The sequence below is a fragment of the Streptomyces sp. NPDC051921 genome (assembly GCF_040680975.1).
In the GTDB taxonomy this organism is placed as follows: domain Bacteria; phylum Actinomycetota; class Actinomycetes; order Streptomycetales; family Streptomycetaceae; genus Streptomyces.
This window is the reverse complement of sequence record NZ_JBFAXU010000016.1, coordinates 81,408-100,873: the sequence shown is the minus strand read 5'-3', so window position 1 is coordinate 100,873 and position 19,466 is coordinate 81,408. Positions and strand designations below refer to the sequence as shown.

Genomic DNA, 19,466 nt, shown 5'->3' with positions numbered 1-19,466 from the left:
GTTCCGGACCGTGCCGGGCGGTTCCGGACCGTGCCGGGCGGTTCCGGACCGTGCCGGGCGGTTCCGAACGGTTCCGGACCGTGCCGGACCGTGCCAGGCGGTCCTAGAGGACCCTCGCCCCGGTCGCCGGGGAGGTCGCCACCCGCGCGGTCCGGCAGGTGCCGGAGGCGATCAGGGTCGCGGCGACCGCCTCGGCGGACTCGGCGTCCTTCACCAGGAACGCCGTCGTCGGCCCCGAGCCGGAGACCAGCGAGGCCAGCGCGCCGGCCTCCGTGCCGGCCGCCAGGGTGGCGGCCAGCGAGGGCCGCAGGGACAGCGCGGCCGGCTGGAGGTCGTTGGCGAGGGCGCCCGCGAGCGCCGCGGTGTCGCCGGTGCGCAGGGCGTCGAGCAGCGCCGGGGAAGCGACCGGCTCGGGCACGGCCACGCCCTCGTTGATGCGGTCGAACTCGCCGTAGACCGCCGGGGTCGACAGGCCGCCGTCGGCGACCGCGAACACCCAGTGGAAGGCGCCGCCGACCGGCAGCTCGGTCAGCCGCTCGCCGCGCCCGACGCCGAGGGCGGCGCCGCCGACCAGGCTGAAGGGCACGTCACTGCCCAGCTCGGCGCAGATCTCCAGGAGCTCGGCGCGCGAGGAGTTCAGGCCCCACAGCGCGTCGCAGGCGAGCAGGGCGCCCGCGCCGTCGGCGCTGCCGCCGGCCATGCCGCCGGCGACCGGGATGTCCTTGGCGATGTGCAGGTGCACGTCCGGGGCGATGCCGTGCCGGGCGGCGAGCAGTTCGGCGGCCCGCGCGGCCAGGTTGGTGCGGTCGAGCGGCACCTTGTCGGCGTCGGGGCCCTCGCAGGTGATCGTCAGCTCGTCGGCCGGGGTGGCCGTGACCTCGTCGTGGAGCGACACCGCGAGGAAGACGTTGGCCAGGTCGTGGAAGCCGTCGGGCCGGGCACCGCCGACCGCGAGCTGCACGTTGACCTTGGCGGGGACGCGTACGGTCACGCTCACTGCTGGGCCTCCGGCTTGTTCTCGGCGATCCGCGCGAACTCCTCCACCGTCAGCGCCTCGCCGCGCGCCTGCGGCGAGATCCCGGCCGCCACGAGCGCCGTCTCGGCCGCGGCGGGCGAGCCCGCCCAGGAGGCGAGGGCGGCGCGCAGGGTCTTGCGGCGCTGCGCGAAGGCCGCGTCGACGACGGCGAAGACCTGCTCCTTCGTCGCCGTGGTCTTCAGCGGCTCGCTGCGGCGGACGAGGGAGACGAGCCCGGAGTCGACGTTGGGCGCCGGCCAGAAGACGTTGCGGCCGATGGCACCGGCTCGCTTGACCTCCGCGTACCAGTTGGCCTTCACCGACGGCACGCCGTAGACCTTGTTGCCCGGCCGGGCGGCGAGCCGGTCGGCGACCTCGGCCTGCACCATGACGAGGGTCCGCTCGATGCTGGGGAAGCGGTCCAGCATGTGCAGCAGCACGGGCACGGCCACGTTGTACGGCAGGTTCGCCACCAGCGCCGTGGGCGGCGGTCCGGGAAGCTCCTGGACGTGCATGGCGTCGGAGTGGACCAGGGCGAAGCGGTCCTTCTTCCGCGGCATGCGCGCGGCGATGGTCGAGGGCAGCGCGGCGGCGAGGACGTCGTCGATCTCGACGGCCGTCACGCGGTCCGCGGCCTCCAGGAGCGCGAGGGTGAGGGAGCCGAGGCCGGGGCCCACCTCCACCACCACGTCGTCGGGGCGCACCTCGGCCGTGCGGACGATCCGCCGCACGGTGTTGGCGTCGATGACGAAGTTCTGGCCCTTCTGCTTCGTGGGGCGGACGCCGAGGGCGGCGGCCAGCTCACGGATGTCGGCGGGGCCGAGGAGGGCGTCGGGGCTGTCGGGGCCGGTGGTGGTGCTCACCGGTACAGCGTACGGGGCGCCCGTACGCCCGACCTACGCCTCACCGGTAGAGCCGCCGTCCGCAGTGGGGCCACGGGCTCGCCCCCCGCGTCACGTAGAGCTTCTTCGCCCGGAAGGTCTGCTCCGCGGCGGGCGCGTTCTGGGCGACGCCGCTGCCGCCGAGGGAGCGCCAGGTGCCGGGGTCGAACTGGTAGAGGCCGCCGTAGGTGCCCGAGGGGTCCACGGCGTTCGGGCGGCCGCCGGACTCGCAGGCGGCGAGCGCGCCCCAGTCCAGGCCGTCGGCGCCGGCGACGGAGCTGGGCAGCGGGCGGGTGCCGACCCGGACCTTCTGCGGTACGGGCTCGCGGACGGTCTCCTCCGCGACCCGGCGGGGCCGCTGCCGGACGCCGTTGACGGTGCGCAGGGTGTACGTGACCCGGCGGACGCCCGGCACGCCGCGCTGCTCGACGACCTCGGTGCCGGCGAAGAGCTCGGGGTCGCGGGTCCGCTCGACGGCGTACGGCACGGGCTCGTCGCGGATCTCCCGGGTGCCGGTGATCCGCAGGACGGTGACCGTCTGGCCGTCGCGGGGGAAGGAGCCGAGGGGCACGGAGGTGGTGTCCTGGCCCGCGAGGATGATGCCGGCCTCGTCGACGGCCTCGCGGACGGTGGCCGCGTTGGTGCGGACGGTCCGCTCGCGCCCGTCGGCCAGGAAGGTGACGGCCCGCTCGGTGCGCACGTCGAGGGTGAGGCCCTGGCGTGAGATGGGCGCCGAGCGGGAGACCGACAGGTAGGCGCCCTCTGCGCGCACGCCGAGCTGGCGCAGGGCGCCGTCGACGGTGCGGGCGGTGGTCCACACCTGGCGGCGCCGGCCGTCGAGGGTGAGGGCGACGGGCCGGCCGTAGCGGACGACGACCTCGTCGCCTGCGGCCAGGTCGGTGCCGGGCGCGGGGGCGACGATGTCGTGCTCGCCGACGGCCAGGCCCTCGTCGGCGAGGAGTTCGTCGACGTCGTCGGCGAAGGTGTGCAGGGTGCGCGGGACGCCGTCGACGGACAGCCGGACGGCCTTGTCGTTGACGACGAAGGCGCTGGTGCCGCCGGCGAGGAAGGCGACGACGAGGGCCTGCGGGACGATCCGCCGCAGCCCCTCGGCGGCGGCCGGGCTCGCCTTGCGCCGCCGGGCGGCCCGGCGAGCCCCGGATCGATGCGAAGTGCTCACGAGGCCGGGACCCTAGCCCCGCACGCGGTCACCCTCCACGACGACGCGACTACCTGGCGTAACCGTTATGGATCAGTAATCGAAGGCGCGCGCCGTGTTCACGGCGATGGCCGCGGCGAGCTCCTGCTCCGTGATCCCGCGGACCGCCGCCATCGCCCGGACGGTGACCGGGATCAGGTACGGGGCGTTCGGGCGGCCCCGGTAGGGCGCGGGGGTGAGGAAGGGGGCGTCGGTCTCGACCAGGACGAGCTCCAGCGGGGCGACGGCGAGGGCGTCGCGCAGCGGCTGGGCGTTCTTGAAGGTGACGTTGCCGGCGAAGGACATGTAGTAGCCCTTGGCGGCGCAGATCTCGGCCATCTCGGCGTCGCCGGAGTAGCAGTGGAAGACGGTCCGCTCGGGCGCGCCCTCCTCGTCGAGGACCCGCAGCACGTCGGCGTGGGCCTCGCGGTCGTGGATGACGAGGGCCTTGCCGTGTCGCTTGGCGATCTCGATGTGGGCGCGGAAGGAACGCTCCTGCGCGGCCATGCCCTCGGGGCCGGTGCGGAAGTGGTCGAGGCCGGTCTCGCCGACGGCCCGGACGTACGGCAGGGCCGCCAGCCGGTCGATCTCGGCGAGGGCGTCGTCCAGCGCCGCCTCGCCCCCGCCCTCACGGGCGCCCTGGCGGGACCAGCCGTCCGGGTCGCCGAGCACGATCCGCGGAGCCTCGTTCGGGTGCAGCGCGACGGCCGCGTGCACGTTCTCGTGCCGGGCGGCGGTCTCGGCGGCCCACTGCGAGCCCTTGATGTCGCAGCCGACCTGGACGACCGTCGTCACCCCGACGGCGGCGGCCTTGGTGAGGGCCTCCTCGACGGTGCCGGACTGCATGTCGAGATGGGTGTGCGAGTCAGCGACCTCGACGAGCAGGGGCTCGGGCAGCGGCGGCGGGGCGTCCTTGGAACTCATGGCCCCGATCGTACGAGGGCCATGAGTTCCGCCGCCAAGGCGTATCGGCGGCCCGGGGACGACTCACTTGCGGTTGCGGAAAGGGTGCAGGAGGTCGGAGAGGTGCCAGTGGTGGGGTACGGGCGGCTCCTCGCCGCTCGTCACGGGGCTGTCCTCGGTCAGCTCCTGGCCGATGGGTCCGGCGATGGACACCGGCCTCGTCGCCCTGGCCCCGCGGCTGTGCCGCTCGGTCGCGGCCACGGTGTCCAGCACCGAGGACACCTGCCCGGCGCGCATGATCCGGACGACGTGGCTGCCGCAGTTCATGCAGGTGGGCCGGGACAGCGGCGACGGGACCCGGGCGCCGTCCGCCTTGTAGACGACGTACTCGTGTCCGTGGGCGTCCACGTGGTGCTCTATGTCGTACGCCTGCTCCCAGCCGTAACCACATCTCATGCAGGCAAAGGCGTACGCCTCGTGCGCGACGGGCGTCCCGGTGCCGGTGATCTCACTCATTCCAGCTCCTCTCCACTGAACCAGTGGACGCCTTTTTCGGCCGGAACGCATCAGCGCCGGAAGAACCATGGGCGCTCTTTGGCGTTTCCTTGCCCAAAAGGCGTTCGAGCAGGCCCGTCACCGGGTTCCGCTTTGCCTTTCAGATTAGTCCTTTACCGTTTCCGGGGCCTGACGCCGCCGCATTCTTTGCCGCGACGACGGCATCGAAGACCTCGCGCTTGGGAAGCCCGGCCTCGGCGGCGACCGCGGCGATGGCCTCCTTGCGCCGCTCCCCCGCCTCCTCGCGCACCCGCACCCTGCGCACCAGCTCCTCGGCGTCGAGCTCGGCGGGCCCGGTCTCGGGCGCCCCCTCGACGACGACGGTGATCTCGCCGCGTACGCCCTCGGCGGCCCAGGCGGCGAGCTCGCCGAGCCGGGCGCGCTTGACCTCCTCGTACGTCTTGGTCAGCTCGCGGCAGACGGCGGCGCGGCGCTCGGCGCCGAAGACCTCGGCCATCGCGGCGAGGGTGTCGTCGAGCCGGTGCGGCGCCTCGAAGTAGACGAGGGTGCGCCGCTCGTCCGCGACCTCGCGGAGCCGTCCCAGCCGCTCGCCCGCCTTGCGCGGCAGGAAGCCCTCGAAGCAGAAGCGGTCCACGGGCAGCCCGGACAGGGCGAGCGCGGTCAGCACGGCGGACGGGCCGGGCACGGCGGTGACCTTGATGTCCTGCTCGACGGCGGCGGCGACCAGGCGGTAGCCGGGGTCGGAGACGGACGGCATGCCGGCGTCGGTGACCAGCAGCACCCGCGCCCCGCCGGCGAGCGCCTCGACCAGCTCGGGCGTTCGGGCGGACTCGTTGCCCTCGAAGTACGAGACCACCCGGCCCTTGGTGTGCACCCCGAGCGCACGGGTCAGTCCGCGCAGCCTGCGGGTGTCCTCGGCGGCCACGATGTCCGCGTTCTCCAGCTCGGTGGCGAGCCGTGGCGGTGCGTCCGCGATGTCACCGATGGGGGTCCCTACGAGTACCAGCATTCCTGTCACAAGGGTCATCCTCCCAGCCCGGACAGGCGACGCGCACAGGCGCGTTCCCTACGATGGCGCGGTGACCAGTACCGCACCCGAGGCCCTGGAGGGTCAGCACCCCGTGGCAGAGCCCTCTTCGTGGCAGCAGCGGCTGCGGCGCTTCGGCTACCGCCCGCCCGCCACGAACCCCCCGACCCCCGGACTGCGGGAGCGGCTCGTCCCCCCGTACACCCGGCCCTCGCCACGCCTGTGGTCGCTGCTCGGGGTCTCCCCGGCCGTGGCCGACCGGACGTGGCGGCTCGCCGCGTGGGGCGGACCGCTGCTCGTGGCGCTGGTCGCGGGCGTGCTGCGGTTCTGGAACCTGGGCAAGCCGCACGCGGTGATATTCGACGAGACGTACTACGCCAAGGACTCGTGGTCCCTGATCAACCAGGGCTACGAGGGGGCGTGGCCGAAGGACATCGACAAGACGATCCTGACGGACCCGGACTCGGTGCTGATCCCGACGGACCCGGGCTACGTGGTCCACCCGCCGGTCGGCAAGTGGGTCATCGGCATCGGCGAGAAGATCTTCGGCTTCGAGCCGTTCGGCTGGCGCTTCATGGTGGCGCTGCTCGGCACCCTGTCGGTGCTGATGCTGTGCCGGATCGGCCGCCGCCTGTTCCGCTCGACCCTCCTGGGCTGCCTGGCCGGCCTGCTGCTCGCGGTGGACGGCCTGCACTTCGTGATGAGCCGTACGGCGCTGCTCGACCAGGTGCTGATGTTCTTCGTGCTCGCCGCGTTCGGCTGCCTGGTGGTGGACCGGGACAAGGCGCGGGCCCGCCTCGCGGCGGCGCTGCCGGTGGACGCCGAGGGGGTGCTGCGGCCCGACGCGTCGGTGGCGGAGAAGCTGGGACTCGGCCTGCGCCCGTGGCGGCTCACGGCGGGCGTGATGCTGGGCCTGGCGGCCGGCACCAAGTGGAACGGTCTCTACATCATGGCCGCGTTCGGCCTGATGACCGTCCTGTGGGACCTGGGCGCCCGGCGCACGGCCGGCGCGTTCCGCCCGTACGCGGCGGTGGCCCGGCGCGACCTGGTCCCGGCCTTCGTGTCCACCGTCCCGGTCGCGATCGGCACGTACCTGGCCACCTGGTCCGGCTGGATCTTCACCGACAAGGGCTACTTCCGGCACTGGGCCGCCGAGCAGGACAAGATCGGCGGCGGCGGGACCTGGGGCTGGCTGCCGGAGTGGCTGCGCAGCCTGTGGCACTACGAGTCCGAGGTCTACAAGTTCCACGTGGGCCTGAGCTCGCCGCACACCTACGAGTCCAACCCGTGGAGCTGGCTGGTCCTCGGCCGCCCGGTCTCGTACTTCTACGAGTCCCCCGCGCCCGGCTCCGCGGGCTGCCCCGCCGACGCCAAGGAGAAGTGCGCCCAGGAGGTCCTGGCGCTCGGCACCCCGCTCCTGTGGTGGGCCGCCTGCTTCGCGCTCCTGTACGTCCTGTGGCGCTGGGCCTTCCGCCGCGACTGGCGCGCCGGTGCGATCGCCTGCGGCGTCCTGGCCGGCTGGGCGCCGTGGCTCCTCTACCAGGAGCGCACCATTTTCCTTTTCTACGCGGTGGTGTTCGTCCCGTTCCTGTGCCTCGCGGTGGCCATGATGACCGGGGCGATCGTGGGACCCGCGGGCTCCTCGGAAAGACGTCGCACTTTCGGGGCCGTGGGCGCGGGAGTGCTCGTTCTCCTCATCGTCTGGAATTTCATCTATTTCTGGCCCCTGTACACCGGACAGGCGATTCCGATGGACCAGTGGCGGAGCAGGATGTGGCTGGACACGTGGGTCTAGCTGCGCGGCCGTGAGGAGAGGGCGCGACCGGTGGTCGCGCCCTCTCGGTCGTTGTCGGTGGCTGTCAGTGGGCGTTGGCGGCCCCTGGACGGCCCCCACACCACCTCATGCCGAACAGCGAGGGACGAACCCGGAAGGCTGTGGAGGCTCTGTACAGGTAACCCCACGCCTGAAAGACGTCCCCGCCCTACTATCAACGCCCATGTCCACCACCACCTCACCGATACCCGTCCTCCGGGGCCGCGCTGGTACCACCCTCCAGGCTCAGGACGACGTCCTCGTCCTGAGCCGGCGGCGCGAGGAGAAGCGGATCCCGCTCCAGGCCGTCCGCCGAGTCGGCGCCGAGGGGCGTGCCCTTGCCGTGGAGCTGACCGCCCCGGCCGGGACGATCCCGGTCACGTACAAGGTCCGGGGCGTGAGCGAGGTGGCGGCCACGGCGTTCGCCGACGCCGTCACCGCGCTCCTGCCGGAGGAGCGGGCGGCCGACGGCACGGCTCTCGTCACCGACAGCGCGCCGGCGGGGTCCGATGACGACTGGTACACGCGCGCGTTCAGGCTCACGGCGTGGGTCACCGGCCTGGTGGCGGTCGGGGTGGCCGTACCCCTGGGCATCGTGGAATCGGTGAGCCGCGCGGTCGCGTTCCTGGTGTTCACCCCCATCGCCGTGGGCATCGTCGCGTTCGGGGTCGCGGCCCTGTCCATGCAGTCCCGCGAGTGGACCTACCCCCGGTACGGCATCACCGTCGAGGCGGTGCGCCGCGGCCCCAGGGACTACGCCTACACCGACCTGCAGGGCGTGGTCCGCGGCGCGTACATCTCCGGCAGCGCGCCGACCATCAAGGTCGCCTACCACCCGAGGAACCCCGCCGACCCGGTCCATGCGAAATCGTGGATTGCCAAGGCGGCGGGCACGCTCGTCTTCCTGGCCATCATCGCCGTCGGTCTCGCCTTCCTGGCCCTCACCGTCTCCATGGCCGTCGACGGCTTCCAACGCGCCTGATCCCCCCGGCGGACGAACTCCCGACGGTCCGGGAGCCGCCCCGGAAGTACCCCGTGCGCCGCCCCGAAGGTCGGCGGAACAGGATGTGGCTCGACACCTGGGTCCAGCGGGACGAGGACGACACGAGGGCGCGACCGGCGGTCGCGCCCTCGTGGTTGTCGGTGGTGGCTGCCGGTGGCCTTCGGCGGACCTCGGACGGCCCCGCGTCGGCGCTTCGCCTGATCGACCGGGAGCTCTGTCGCGGCGAACCGACGTCGCTCATGACGGGGTTTCACCGCGTTCGGCCACCACCAGGTGATCCGACGTCGCCTTCCTGCCCTCCTGGCCGCGAACCAACTTCCATGTCTGCACGCAGCACTCCACGACTCCGCCGGCGCAGCCGAGGAAGAGCAGCACGCGCGTGGGCAGCCACACCTGGCCGTCGAGTGCGTAGAGAGCCATGAGCAGACCCAGCAGTAGCGGTCCGCCGGCCTTACGAAGCCAGATTCCGATCCCGCCCGACATAGCTCCACCTTCCGCCGCCCACCACCATGGAGGGCGAAGGACAAGCATAGGAAGCTGTCAGCTGCGCGAGGGCCGTCGTACGGCCGTCGCGCCAAACCGGCGGTCCGGTCGCTTTCCGGTAACGACCGTAGCCTCTGTCACTCCTGCCCCCTAGGCTGCCCAGGGCCACACCTGGGGAGGGAGGCGCAGTCATGCGCAGTGGAGCCAAGGTCGCGATCGTCGGCGGGGTGTTCGTCGTCGTGGCGAGCGGGGTCGGGTACGGGGGCTACAACCTCTGGAACGGCATCATGGGCGGTTCGGACGGCACGGTGTCGACGTCCGGGTCGGACGGCAGGAGGACCGGGCCCGTCACCGACGAGGAGGTGACGGCGACGGCGAAGGACTTCCTCGCGGCCTGGGCCGGCGGGGAGTCCGAGCAGGCCGCGCAGTTGACGAACGATCCGGTCTCCGCCGGGTCCGCGCTGCTGGGCTTCCGGGCGGAGGCGGCGGTCTCCGCGGCCACCATCACCCCGGGTCCGGCGAGGGGGGCCACGGTGCCGTTCACGGTGAAGGCGACCGTCACGAACGCGGGGGTGTCCAAGCCCTGGACGTACTCCTCGCAGCTCACCGTGGTGCGTGGGCTCACCACCGGGCGCCCGCTGGTGGACTGGAAGCCGAGCGTGGTCCACCCGAAGCTGAAGCCGGGCGCCTCGCTCCGTACCGGGTTCGCGAAGGCGGGCGCGATCCAGGCCGTCGACCGCAGGGGGCGGCCGCTGACGGCGGAGAAGTACCCGTCGCTCGGGCCGGTCCTGGACCAGTTGCGTGAGCGGTACGGGGCCACGGCGGGCGGCAAGCCCGGCGTCGAGGTCGTCGTCGACGCCGGTGTCGAGGGCGTGCCCGACACGTCGCTGCTGACCCTCACCAAGGGTGAGGAGGGCAAGCTGGAGACGACGATCGACGCCGACGTACAGGCGGCGGCCGAGCGGGCCGTGAAGCAGTACGGCTCGGCGTCCGTGGTCGCGGTCCAGCCGTCGACCGGTGCGGTACGGGCGGTCGCCAACAGCCCGGCGAACGGCTTCAACGCGGCCTTCGAGGGCAAGAAGATGCCCGGCTCCACGATGAAGATCGTCACGGCCGCGCTGCTGCTGGAGAAGGGCCTGGTCAAGGCGGACCAGGCCGCCGAGTGCCCGCGGACCGCCATGTACTACGGCCGGACGATCGGGAACCTGGAGGGCTTCTCCCTGAACGGCGCCACGTTCGGGAAGAGTTTCGCCCGCTCCTGCAACACCGCCTTCATCAAGAAGATCGACGACGTCGGCGACGACTCCGCGCTGGGCAAGGAGGCCAAGGAGGTCTTCGGCATCGGCCTGGAGTGGAAGACGGGCATCCGGTCGGTCGACGGATCGGTCCCCGCGGAGACCGGGGGCGCGGCGGCGGAGCAGTACATCGGCCAGGGCACGGTCCAGATGAACCCGCTGAACATGGCTTCGATCACCGCCACGGCGAAGTACGGCAGCTTCAAGCAGCCGTACCTGGTCGCCAAGGACCTGGACGACCGCGAGTTCGCCACCGCCGAGCGGAAGCTGCCGTCGTCCGTGGCCCAGCAGCTGCGGCAGATGATGCGGCTGACGGCGACGGCGGGCTACGGCACGGCGTCCGGCGTGATGTCCTCGGTCGGCGGCGACAAGGGCGCGAAGACCGGTTCCGCCGAGGTCGGCGGCCAGACCACGTCGGACTCCTGGTTCACGGGCTACTCGGACGACCTGGCAGCGGCCGCGTTCGTCGAGGGGGGCGGGCACGGTGTGGACGCGGCGGGCCCGGTGGTGGCCCGGGTCCTGAACGCGGACTAGGAAGCCCTGGGGACCGCCCGGCCGAGGAGGCGCGGCCGGGCGGTCCCACGTCCCGGAACCCGGTCGCGTGGCCCGTACACGGACCGCTAGCGTGCGGTGCCATGACGACGTCGCACGCTGATGCCCATCCCCGGTTCGCCGCGGCCCTGAAGGAGCTGGACCTCGACGTCGAGGTCCGGCGGTTCCCGGACGAGACCCGGACCGCACAGCAGGCCGCCGAGGCCATCGGCTGCGCGGTGTCGGAGATCGTGAAGTCGCTTGTCTTCGCGGCGGACGGGGTGCCGGTGCTCGTCCTCATGGACGGCTCCTCGCGGGTGGACGTGGAACGGGTACGGGAGGAGCTGGGCGCGGCGGCGGTGACGCGTGCCGACGCGCGGCTGGTCCGGGAGACGACGGGGTACGCGATCGGCGGCGTCCCGCCGTTCGGGCACCGCACCCGCACCCGGGTGCTCGCCGACCGCGGGCTGCTCGACCACGCGGTGGTGTGGGCGGCGGCCGGGACCCCGCACGCCGTGTTCGCGCTCGCCCCGGAGGCGCTGATCGCCCACGCGGGCGGCACGCTCGTGGACGTCAGGGAGCGCACGGCGTGACGCCGCTGGTCGCCGCGGCGGTGCTGCTGGCCGCCGTGACCCACGCGAGCTGGAACGCGATCGCGGCCGGGATCGAGGACAAGCTGCTGTCCTTCACCCTCATATCCGGCGGCGGCGCGCTCCTCGGCATCGTCGGGGTGTGCTTGACCCCGGTGCCGGCGGCGGGCGCGTGGCCGTACCTGATCGTGTCGGCGGTGCTGCACGTCGCGTACTACGCCCTGCTGATGAAGTCGTTCGACCTCGGGGACTTCGGCCAGATGTACCCGATCGCCCGTGGCACGGCCCCGCTCGTGGTCACCCTGCTCGCCGCCGTGTTCGTCGGCGAGATCCCGGACGCGGGCCAGTCGGCGGGCGTCGCGGTCGCCTCCGCCGGTCTCACCGGTCTCGCCCTGTGGGGCATTCGCGGCAAGGGGGCCCGGCCGCACTGGCCGGCCCTGCTGGCGGCCGGGGCGACGGGCCTGTCGATCGCCGCGTACACGGTCGTCGACGGCGTGGGCGTCCGCGCCGCGCAGACCCCGCTCGGCTACATCGCCTGGCTGATGCTCCTGGAGGGCCTGGTCATCCCGGCGTACGCCCTCACCCGCCACCGCTCGGGGCTGATCGCCGAGCTCCGGCCGTACGCGGCCCGCGGCCTGCTCGGCGCGGTGATGTCCGTCGCCGCCTACGCCCTCGTCCTGTGGGCCCAGACCAAGGCGCCGCTCGCCCCGATCGCCGCCCTCCGCGAGTCGTCGATCATCGTCGGGGACGCCATCGGTGCCCTGCTCTTCAAGGAGCGCTTCGGCGGCCCGCGGGTCGCGGCGGCGGGTCTGATGGTCGTGGGGATCGGACTGATGCTGTACGCGAGCTGAGGGCGGAGTCCGGCAAAACCGGGCACTCAACCGGAATCATGACTCCGCATCCCAAACTCAACGACAAGATCGATCTTGCCCCCCTATCGTCCTGATCAAGATCGCGCACACACCTACGAGGGAGATCCGAGAATGATCAGGACGCGCACGAGGGGCTCCGCCCTGGCCGCCGCCGCGCTGGCCGTCACCACGCTCGCCGGTTCCGCCGGCACCGCCTCCGCGGTGTCCGTGGAACCGCAGCCGAGCTTCCACCTCGAGAACGCCTACGGCGGCAAGTGCGTCGCCGTGCAGGGATCCGACAACGGGGCCGTCCCCTTCGGCTGGGACTGCCTCGGCTACGCGGACCAGTTCTGGGTCCTGGACGACTCGCAGGCCCCCACTCCGGGCGTCTTCCAGCTGAAGAACGTCAACAGCGGCAAGTGCCTCGTGGTGCAGGGGAACGAGAACGGCAGGATCCCGGTGCAGTACGACTGCCTGGGCTACGCCGACCAGTTCTGGCAGAAGGTCCTGACCGACGACCCCGACGTCTTCAAGCTGAAGAACTACAACAGCGGGAAGTGCCTGGCGATGCAGGGCACCGACGTCGGCCGGCAGCCCTTCCAGTACGACTGCGAGGACTACGCCGACCAGACGTGGTACCTCCGCTGACCCACCGCCCGGACGGTCACAGTGCGGCCCGCACCGCCCGGATCAGCGCCTGGGCGCGCGGGTCGGCCGTGACCGTCTTGCGCATGCCGTTGGTGACGTAGCCGAAGGCGATCCCCGACTCGGGGTCGGCGAAGCCGAGCGAGCCTCCGCGACCGGGGTGCCCGAAGGAGCCGGGGCCGAGCAGCGGCGAGGCCGGGCCGTGCAGCATGTGCCCCAGTCCGAAGCGGGTGTTGACCACCAGGACCCGGTCCGGGCCCGCCGACTCCTCGGTGCGGGCCAGGGTCAGGGTCGCCGGGGCGAAGAGGCGGGGGCCGCCGTCGACCGGACCGAGCGTGGCCGCGTAGAAGCGCGCCAGGGCCCGGGCGGTGGCGACGCCGGCCGAACCGGGCAGCTCGGCCGCGCGGTAGACCGGGTCGTTCTCGTCGGGCTTCGGCTCGATCACCGCGAACGCACGGCGGGTCAGGGAGTCCGGGTCCTGGTAGGCCGCCGTCACCGCGGGCTTGGGACGCAGCCGCGGCATCCCGCTGTCGGCCGGCTCCCGTTCCTCCACCGGGCCCAGCCGTCCCACCCGGTGGGCCTCCTCCTCCGGCAGCCCGATCCACAGGTCGAGGCCCAGCGGGCGGGCGATCTCCTCGGCGACCCAGCGGCCGATCGTGCGGCCGGTGACCCGCCGGACCAGGCCGGCGAGCAGCCAGCTGAAGGTGTGGGCGTGGTAGCCGTGGGCCGTGCCCGGCTCCCACACGGGGGTCTGGGCGGCCATCGCGGCCATCGCCGTCGGCAGGTCCGCCGCCTCCGCCAGGGTCAGCGGGCGGTCGAGCACCGGCACGCCGGCCCGGTGCGCGAGCAGTTGCCGTACGGTGACGCGGTCCTTGCCCGCCGCCTTGAACTCGGGCCAGTACGTCCCGACCGGCGCGTCCAGGTCCAGCTGACCGCGCTGGTGGAGGAGGAGCGGGACGGCGGCGGCCACGCCCTTGGTGGCGGAGCGGACGACCTGCGCGGTGTCCACCGCCCAGGGCTGGTCACCGTCGACGTCCTTCGTGCCCGCCCACAGGTCCACGACCTTCGTGCCGTCCCGGTAGACCGCGACCGCGGCGCCGCGCTCGCCGCGCCCCTCGAAGTTGCGCAGGAACGCGTCCCTGACCGGCTCGAAACCCGCCGCCACCGTGCCCCGGACGTCCACTGACCCACGCTTCCTCTCGTACGTACGACCGACCCCCATGGTGCAACGGGCGGGGGCGCCCGCCGATTCCGGGGTCGGTCAGCCCACCGAGCTGGGGACGAAGCCGAAGGGCAGCTCCAGGCGGTGCCGGGCCATGAGCTCCCCGTCGGCCAGGATGTCGGCGGTCCGCCCGTCGGCGGCGATCACGCCCTCGCTGAGGATCACCGAGCGCGGGCACAGCTCCAGCGCGTACGGCAGGTCGTGGGTGACCATGAGGACGGTGACGTCCAGGGAGCGCAGGATGTCGGCGAGCTCGCGGCGCGAGGCCGGGTCCAGGTTGGAGGAGGGCTCGTCGAGGACCAGGATCTCCGGCTCCATCGCGAGGACGGTCGCCACGGCCACCCGGCGCCGCTGCCCGAAGGACAGGTGGTGGGGCGGGCGGTCGGCGAACTCCTCCATGCCGACCCGGGCGAGGGCCTTGCGGACCACCGCCTCCAGCTCGGCGCCCCGGAGGCCGGCCGCGGCCGGTCCGAAGGCCACGTCCTCGCGGACGGTCGGCATGAAGAGCTGGTCGTCGGGGTCCTGGAAGACGATGCCGACCCGGCGCCTGATCTCGGCCAGGTTCTTCTTCGCCACCGGCAGCCCGGCGACGGTGACGCCGCCGGCTCCGCCGGTGAGGATGCCGTTGAGGTGCAGCACGAGCGTGGTCTTGCCGGCGCCGTTGGGGCCGAGCAGGGCGACGCGTTCGCCGCGACCGACGGTCAGGTTCACGCCGAAGAGGGCCTGGTGGCCGTCCGGGTACGCGTACGCGAGGCCGCGTACGTCCAGTGAGGGGTGCTCGGTCACAGGGTCCATCCCAGGAGGCAGACGACGAGGGCGGCGGCGGGCAGGGCAGCGGCGTACCGCCACTGGGCGGGGGTGGCGGTCACCTCGTCGATGACCGGCATCGACCCGGTGTACCCGCGGCTGACCATGGCCAGGTGCACCCGTTCCCCCCGCTCGTACGAGCGGATGAAGAGGGCGCCGGCGGACGTGGCGAGGACGCGCCAGTGGCGTACGCCCCGCGCCTCGAAGCCGCGCGAGCGGCGGGCGATCGACATGCGCCGCATCTCGTCGGTGATCACGTCGCCGTAGCGGATCATGAAGGAGGCGATCTGGACGAGCATCGGCGGCAGCTTCAGCCGCTGGAGGCCGAGCAGCAGGGCGCGCAGCTCGGTGGTGGCGGCGAGCAGGACGGAGGCGGCGACGCCGAGGGTGCCCTTGGCGAGGACGTTCCAGGCGCCCCACAGGCCGGGGACGGAGAGCGAGATGCCCAGGACCTGCGTCTGCTCGCCGGGCACCACGAAGGGCATGAGCAGTGCGAACGCGACGAACGGGATCTCGATGAGGAGCCGCCCGAGCACGAACCCGGCCGGCACGCGGGCCGCCGCCGTGACGCCCGCGAGCAGCAGTGCGTACAGGCCGAAGGCCCACATCGCCTCGCGGGGCGTGGCGACGACCACGACGACGAAGGCGAAGACGGCGGCGAGCTTGGTGTGCGGGGGCAGCGCGTGGACCGGCGAGTGGCCGTGCCGGTAGAGCTTGTGCGCGTGCCCGGCGCCCATCAGGCCTCCAGCGGGGTGGCGGAGGTCTTGCGGCGGCGGACCACCCAGAAGGCGCCCGTGCCGACGGCGAGGGTCGCGCCGACGCCGATGACACCGGCCAGACCGCCGGAGAGGCGTGCGTTCGAGACGTCCTTGACGCCGTAGTCGGCGAGCGGGGAGTCGGCGGCGGCGTGCGGCTGGACCTTGGCGTCGATGCCCTTGTCCGCGGCGACCTTCTCCAGGCCGTCCGGGCTGGCGGAGGCGTAGAAGGAGACGAAGCCGGCCAGGACGAGGGCGGTGACGACACCGCCGATCCACAGCTTCTTCGGCGAACGGGCCGCCACGGGCACGGCCGCGGGGGCGGCCGCCGGGGCGGCGTCGACCAGCTCGCCGTCCACGCGCAGCTTGAGCGGCGCGGTCAGGCCGCGCGCGCCGTACACGAGGTCGGGGCGGACGGCGATCACGGCGCCGACGGTGAGCATGGTGATGACGGCCTCGCCGATGCCGATGAGGACGTGGACGCCGACCATCGCGGTGAGCACCTTGCCGAGGGGCACGTCGGTGGTGCCGCCGATCGCGTAGATCGCCGTGAAGGCGGCGGCCGCGGCCGGCACCGAGACGAGCGCGGCGACGAAGGCGGCGACGGCCGCCGAGCGGCGGGTGCGCGGCAGCAGGAGGACCAGGCCGCGGAAGAGGGCGTAGGCGACGACGACCGTGACGACGCCCATGACCGAGACGTTCACGCCGAGCGCGGTGAGGCCGCCGTCGGCGAACAGCACGCCCTGCATGAGCAGGACGACGGCTATGCACAGCACGCCGGTGTACGGCCCGACGAGGATCGCCGCGAGCGCGCCGCCCAGGAGGTGTCCGCTGGTCCCCGCCGCGACGGGGAAGTTGAGCATCTGCACGGCGAAGATGAAGGCCGCGACGAGACCGGCCAGCGGGGCGGTCCGCTCGTCGAGCTCCTTGCGCGCTCCGCGCAGGCTGACGGCTACGGCGCCGGCGGCGACGACACCGGCGGCGGCCGATACGGGGGCGTTGATGAATCCGTCAGGTACATGCACGTCCCGAATGATAGAGCGCTCCTGCGAACGGTTTGCAAGAGCGCCCGGGGGTCAGGAGTGGAGTGAGGCATCGCGCCCCGCCCGGGCGCGCGCCGGGAAAAAGTGGGACATTAAGGACTAATACGATGAACGAGTGTGAGGAGTCGCCCGATGCCCCGCGCCGCCGATGACCACGGAGTCGAGGACCACGCCAAGGGCCGGATCATCAGCGACGCCCCGCTCTCACGGCCCGTGCCGGTGGCCCTCCGCTTCGACCCCGCGTTCGAGCCTGCCACCGTCCGTTTCGTCTTCCCCGGCGACATCGAGTGGTCCTTCCCCCGCGCTCTCCTGGAGACCGGACTGCGCGCCCCCGCCCGGCGCGGTGACGTCGGCGTCTGGCCGTGCGGACGGGTGCAGACCGTGGTGGAGTTCCACACCGCCGACGGGGTCGCGGTCGTCCAGTTCGACACGACCGCCCTGCTGCGCTTCCTCACACACACGTACGCCGCCCGCGCGCCGATGAAGGCACGCTGACGGCGTACGCGTCGCGTCGGCTCCCCGTCCCCACAGGTTCCGGCGCGGTCCGGGGCGCACCGCCCGCTCGTGCGGCGGCCCCGGAGGTTCCACGGGGTCAGACGGAGACCAGCTCCCGGTCCTCGTCCTTGCCCCTGCCCTTGCCGTCGCCCTGCGCGGCCGCCAGGCCCTCGCCCTCGACATCGACGTTGGGCAGCACCCGGCCCAGCCACTTCGGCAGCCACCAGGCCTTGTGGCCGAGGAGCGCGAGCACCGCCGGCACGATCGCCATGCGGACCACGAAGGCGTCGAAGAGGACGGCGACGGCCAGGCCGAAGCCGATCATCTTCACCATCTGCTCGCTGGAGCCGATGAAGCCCGAGAAGACCGCGATCATGATCACCGCGGCGGCGGTGACGACCCGGGCGCCGTGCTTGAAGCCGGTGACGATCGCCTCGCCGGGGCGCGCCCCGTGGACGTACGCCTCGCGCATCCGGGTGACCAGGAAGACCTCGTAGTCCATCGCGAGGCCGAACACCACGCCCACCATGAAGATCGGCATCATCGACATGATCGGGCCGGTCTGCTCGACGCCGAACAGGCTGCCCAGCCAACCCCACTGGAAGACCGCGACGACCGCGCCGAGGGCGGCGACCACGGAGAGCAGGAAGCCGAGGGCCGCCTTCAGCGGGACCAGGACCGAGCGGAACACCACCATGAGGAGCAGGAAGGCGAGTCCGACGACCAGCGCCAGATAGGGCAGCAGCGCGTCGTTCATCTTCTGCGAGAAGTCGATGTTCATCGCGGTGGCGCCGGTGACCAGGACGTCGTCGCCGGTGGCGCCGCGGATGTCGTGCACCAGGCTCTCGGTGGCCACGGAGGACGGGCGGTCCTTCGGGATCACGGTGATCATCGCGGTGTCGCCGGCCTTGTTGGGGGTCGGCGGGGTGACGGCGGCCCAGCCCTCCAGGCCCTTGATCGTGGAGACGGTCTTGTCGGCGGCGGCCTTGTCGCCGTCGACGACCACCAGCAGCGGACCGTTGAAGCCGGGGCCGAAGCCGTCGGAGAGCAGGTCGTACGCACGCCGCTCGGTGGCCGAGGTGGGCTTCACGCCGTCGTCCGGCAGGCCCATCTCCAGGGAGGCGGCCGGCACGGCGATGGCGCCGAGACCGAGGACGCCGACGAGGAGGACCATCAGCGGGCGACGGATGACGAAGCGGGCCCAGCGGGTACCGGCGTTCGGCTTGTCCTGCTTCGGGTCGACGCCCTGCGGGTCGGCCGCGGCGGCCTTGCGCTGCTTGCGGCCGACGACCTTGTCACCGGCGAAGCCGAGCAGCGCCGGGATGAGGGTGAGCGCGATGAGGACCGCGATCACGACCGTGCCGGCCGCGGCGAAGCCCATCTTCGTGAGCATCGGGATGTTGACGACGGCCAGGCCCACCAGGGCGATGACCACGGTCAGGCCGGCGAAGACGACGGCGGATCCGGCGGTGCCGGCCGCGCGCCCGGCGGCCTCCTCCTTCTCCCGGCCCTCGGCGAGCTCCGCGCGGTAGCGGGAGACGATGAAGAGGGCGTAGTCGATGCCGACCGCGAGGCCGATCATCATCGCGAGGGTGGAGGTGGTGGAGCCGAGGTCGAGGACGCTCGCGAGGGCGGTGATGGTGGACACGCCGATGCCGACGCCGATGATCGCCGTGAGCAGCGGCAGTCCGGCGGCGACGAGCGAGCCGAAGGTGATGACGAGCACGATGCCCGCGATGATCACGCCGACGATCTCGCCGGCGCCGGTCTCCGGCATGCTCTGGAGCGCGTCACCGCCGATCTCGACGGTGAGTCCCTGCCCCTGCGCGGCCGCTCCGGTCTCCTTGAGCGCGTCGCGGGTCGCGTCGGTGAGCTCCATCGCGTTGACCTTGTACGCGACGGAGACATAGGCGGTCGAGCCGTCGCGGGAGATCGCCTGCGCGGTGTACGGGTCGGTGACCTGGGCGATCTGGTCGGAGCCCGACTCGAGCGCGGCGACGGTCTTCTCGACCTTGGCCTTGTTGGCCGGGTCCTTCATGGTCTGACCGGCCGGGGCCTTGAAGACCACGCGGGCGGTGGCGCCGTCGGCGCTGCCGCCGGGGAAGCGCTGCTCGAGCAGGTCGAAGGCGCGCTGGGCCTCGGTGCCGGGGATGGAGAAGGAGCTGGAGGTCGCGGCGGGCGCGGTGGCGGCCCCGACACCGGCGAGCGCGAGGAGCGCCACCCAGAGCAGGGCGACGAGCCGTCGGCGCCGGAAGGCGGAGCGGCCGAGCTTGTACAGGAACGTGGCCACGGGGGCTTACTCCCATTGGTGAGTGGGACAGGGCATGGGGAGCCGGCCCGACGGCGTGAGCGGTGCGACGTCAGGAACTGCGAGGTGCGAAAGGGTGGGGCTG

General features: G+C 72.8%; 19 protein-coding genes. 7 read left to right on the top strand and 12 right to left on the bottom strand.

Annotated features, from left to right (window positions below):
- Positions 1–103: 103 nt before the first annotated feature.
- The 6 genes from AB0M16_RS21885 to rsmI form a co-directional block, all read right to left on the bottom strand.
- Positions 104–997, bottom strand: a complete 894-nt coding sequence (locus tag AB0M16_RS21885) for a 4-(cytidine 5'-diphospho)-2-C-methyl-D-erythritol kinase (RefSeq protein WP_365345318.1) — start codon at positions 995–997, stop codon at positions 104–106.
- Complete coding sequence (gene rsmA, locus AB0M16_RS21880; RefSeq protein ID WP_365345316.1) at positions 994–1,878, bottom strand: 16S rRNA (adenine(1518)-N(6)/adenine(1519)-N(6))-dimethyltransferase RsmA; 885 nt, start codon at positions 1,876–1,878, stop codon at positions 994–996. Before rsmA ends, AB0M16_RS21885 begins: the two co-directional genes overlap by 4 nt.
- A gap of 40 nt (positions 1,879–1,918) precedes the next feature.
- Positions 1,919–3,076 carry a ubiquitin-like domain-containing protein gene (locus tag AB0M16_RS21875; protein WP_365345314.1) on the bottom strand — a complete coding sequence of 386 codons (1,158 nt, stop codon included), beginning with the start codon at positions 3,074–3,076 and terminating at the stop codon, positions 1,919–1,921.
- Between the two features lie 72 nt (positions 3,077–3,148).
- On the bottom strand, positions 3,149–4,018 hold the full coding sequence (locus tag AB0M16_RS21870; RefSeq protein WP_365345312.1) for a TatD family hydrolase: 870 nt from the start codon (positions 4,016–4,018) through the stop codon (positions 3,149–3,151).
- Between the two features lie 63 nt (positions 4,019–4,081).
- Entirely contained in the window at positions 4,082–4,513 is a 432-nt protein-coding gene (locus AB0M16_RS21865; protein WP_365345310.1) for a hypothetical protein, read from the bottom strand.
- Between the two features lie 139 nt (positions 4,514–4,652).
- On the bottom strand, positions 4,653–5,540 hold the full coding sequence (gene rsmI / locus AB0M16_RS21860) for a 16S rRNA (cytidine(1402)-2'-O)-methyltransferase (protein WP_365345308.1): 888 nt from the start codon (positions 5,538–5,540) through the stop codon (positions 4,653–4,655).
- A gap of 52 nt (positions 5,541–5,592) precedes the next feature.
- On the opposite strand from rsmI, the gene AB0M16_RS21855 reads away from it, so the two are divergent.
- Together AB0M16_RS21855 and AB0M16_RS21850 are read left to right on the top strand one after the other, a co-directional pair.
- Complete coding sequence (locus AB0M16_RS21855; RefSeq protein ID WP_365345306.1) at positions 5,593–7,335, top strand: phospholipid carrier-dependent glycosyltransferase; 1,743 nt, start codon at positions 5,593–5,595, stop codon at positions 7,333–7,335.
- 202 nt (positions 7,336–7,537) lie between these two features.
- Positions 7,538–8,335, top strand: coding sequence for a hypothetical protein (locus AB0M16_RS21850; RefSeq protein WP_365345304.1), 798 nt, complete (start codon positions 7,538–7,540; stop codon positions 8,333–8,335).
- A 258-nt stretch (positions 8,336–8,593) separates the two neighbouring features.
- Here AB0M16_RS21850 and AB0M16_RS21845 read toward each other — a convergent pair whose 3' ends face one another.
- Complete coding sequence (locus AB0M16_RS21845; protein WP_365345302.1) at positions 8,594–8,776, bottom strand: hypothetical protein; 183 nt, start codon at positions 8,774–8,776, stop codon at positions 8,594–8,596.
- A gap of 254 nt (positions 8,777–9,030) precedes the next feature.
- Here AB0M16_RS21845 and AB0M16_RS21840 point away from each other — a divergent pair, with 254 nt between their 5' ends.
- From AB0M16_RS21840 to AB0M16_RS21825, 4 genes are all read left to right on the top strand, one after another.
- A complete protein-coding gene (locus AB0M16_RS21840) occupies positions 9,031–10,668 on the top strand; it encodes a penicillin-binding transpeptidase domain-containing protein (RefSeq protein ID WP_365345300.1) in 1,638 nt (545 codons plus the stop codon).
- A 101-nt stretch (positions 10,669–10,769) separates the two neighbouring features.
- Positions 10,770–11,258, top strand: a complete 489-nt coding sequence (locus AB0M16_RS21835; protein ID WP_365345298.1) for a YbaK/EbsC family protein — start codon at positions 10,770–10,772, stop codon at positions 11,256–11,258.
- The gene (locus tag AB0M16_RS21830; protein ID WP_365345296.1) at positions 11,255–12,106 is read left to right on the top strand and encodes a DMT family transporter; all 852 of its coding nucleotides are present in this window, start codon (positions 11,255–11,257) and stop codon (positions 12,104–12,106) included. Before AB0M16_RS21835 ends, AB0M16_RS21830 begins: the two co-directional genes overlap by 4 nt.
- A gap of 132 nt (positions 12,107–12,238) precedes the next feature.
- The gene (locus tag AB0M16_RS21825) at positions 12,239–12,754 is read left to right on the top strand and encodes an RICIN domain-containing protein (RefSeq protein WP_365345294.1); all 516 of its coding nucleotides are present in this window, start codon (positions 12,239–12,241) and stop codon (positions 12,752–12,754) included.
- A gap of 16 nt (positions 12,755–12,770) precedes the next feature.
- Here AB0M16_RS21825 and AB0M16_RS21820 read toward each other — a convergent pair whose 3' ends face one another.
- The 4 genes from AB0M16_RS21820 to AB0M16_RS21805 are packed head-to-tail and all read right to left on the bottom strand — an operon-like array spanning position 12,771 to position 16,560.
- Complete coding sequence (locus AB0M16_RS21820) at positions 12,771–13,973, bottom strand: serine hydrolase domain-containing protein (RefSeq protein WP_365345292.1); 1,203 nt, start codon at positions 13,971–13,973, stop codon at positions 12,771–12,773.
- Between the two features lie 39 nt (positions 13,974–14,012).
- Entirely contained in the window at positions 14,013–14,768 is a 756-nt protein-coding gene (locus AB0M16_RS21815) for an ABC transporter ATP-binding protein (protein WP_365345289.1), read from the bottom strand.
- Complete coding sequence (gene cbiQ, locus AB0M16_RS21810) at positions 14,756–15,517, bottom strand: cobalt ECF transporter T component CbiQ (RefSeq protein ID WP_365345287.1); 762 nt, start codon at positions 15,515–15,517, stop codon at positions 14,756–14,758. The genes AB0M16_RS21815 and cbiQ overlap by 13 nt, the downstream gene beginning before the upstream one ends.
- Positions 15,517–16,560: an energy-coupling factor ABC transporter permease gene (locus tag AB0M16_RS21805; protein WP_365345285.1), complete on the bottom strand. Its 1,044-nt coding sequence runs from the start codon at positions 16,558–16,560 to the stop codon at positions 15,517–15,519. The genes cbiQ and AB0M16_RS21805 overlap by 1 nt, the downstream gene beginning before the upstream one ends.
- Positions 16,561–16,710: 150 nt before the next feature.
- Between AB0M16_RS21805 and AB0M16_RS21800 the strand changes: the two genes are divergently transcribed.
- Positions 16,711–17,073: an SsgA family sporulation/cell division regulator gene (locus AB0M16_RS21800; RefSeq protein WP_365345283.1), complete on the top strand. Its 363-nt coding sequence runs from the start codon at positions 16,711–16,713 to the stop codon at positions 17,071–17,073.
- A gap of 97 nt (positions 17,074–17,170) precedes the next feature.
- On the opposite strand, the gene AB0M16_RS21795 is transcribed toward AB0M16_RS21800, so the two are convergent.
- Entirely contained in the window at positions 17,171–19,363 is a 2,193-nt protein-coding gene (locus AB0M16_RS21795; protein WP_365345281.1) for an MMPL family transporter, read from the bottom strand.
- Positions 19,364–19,466: the final 103 nt, after the last annotated feature.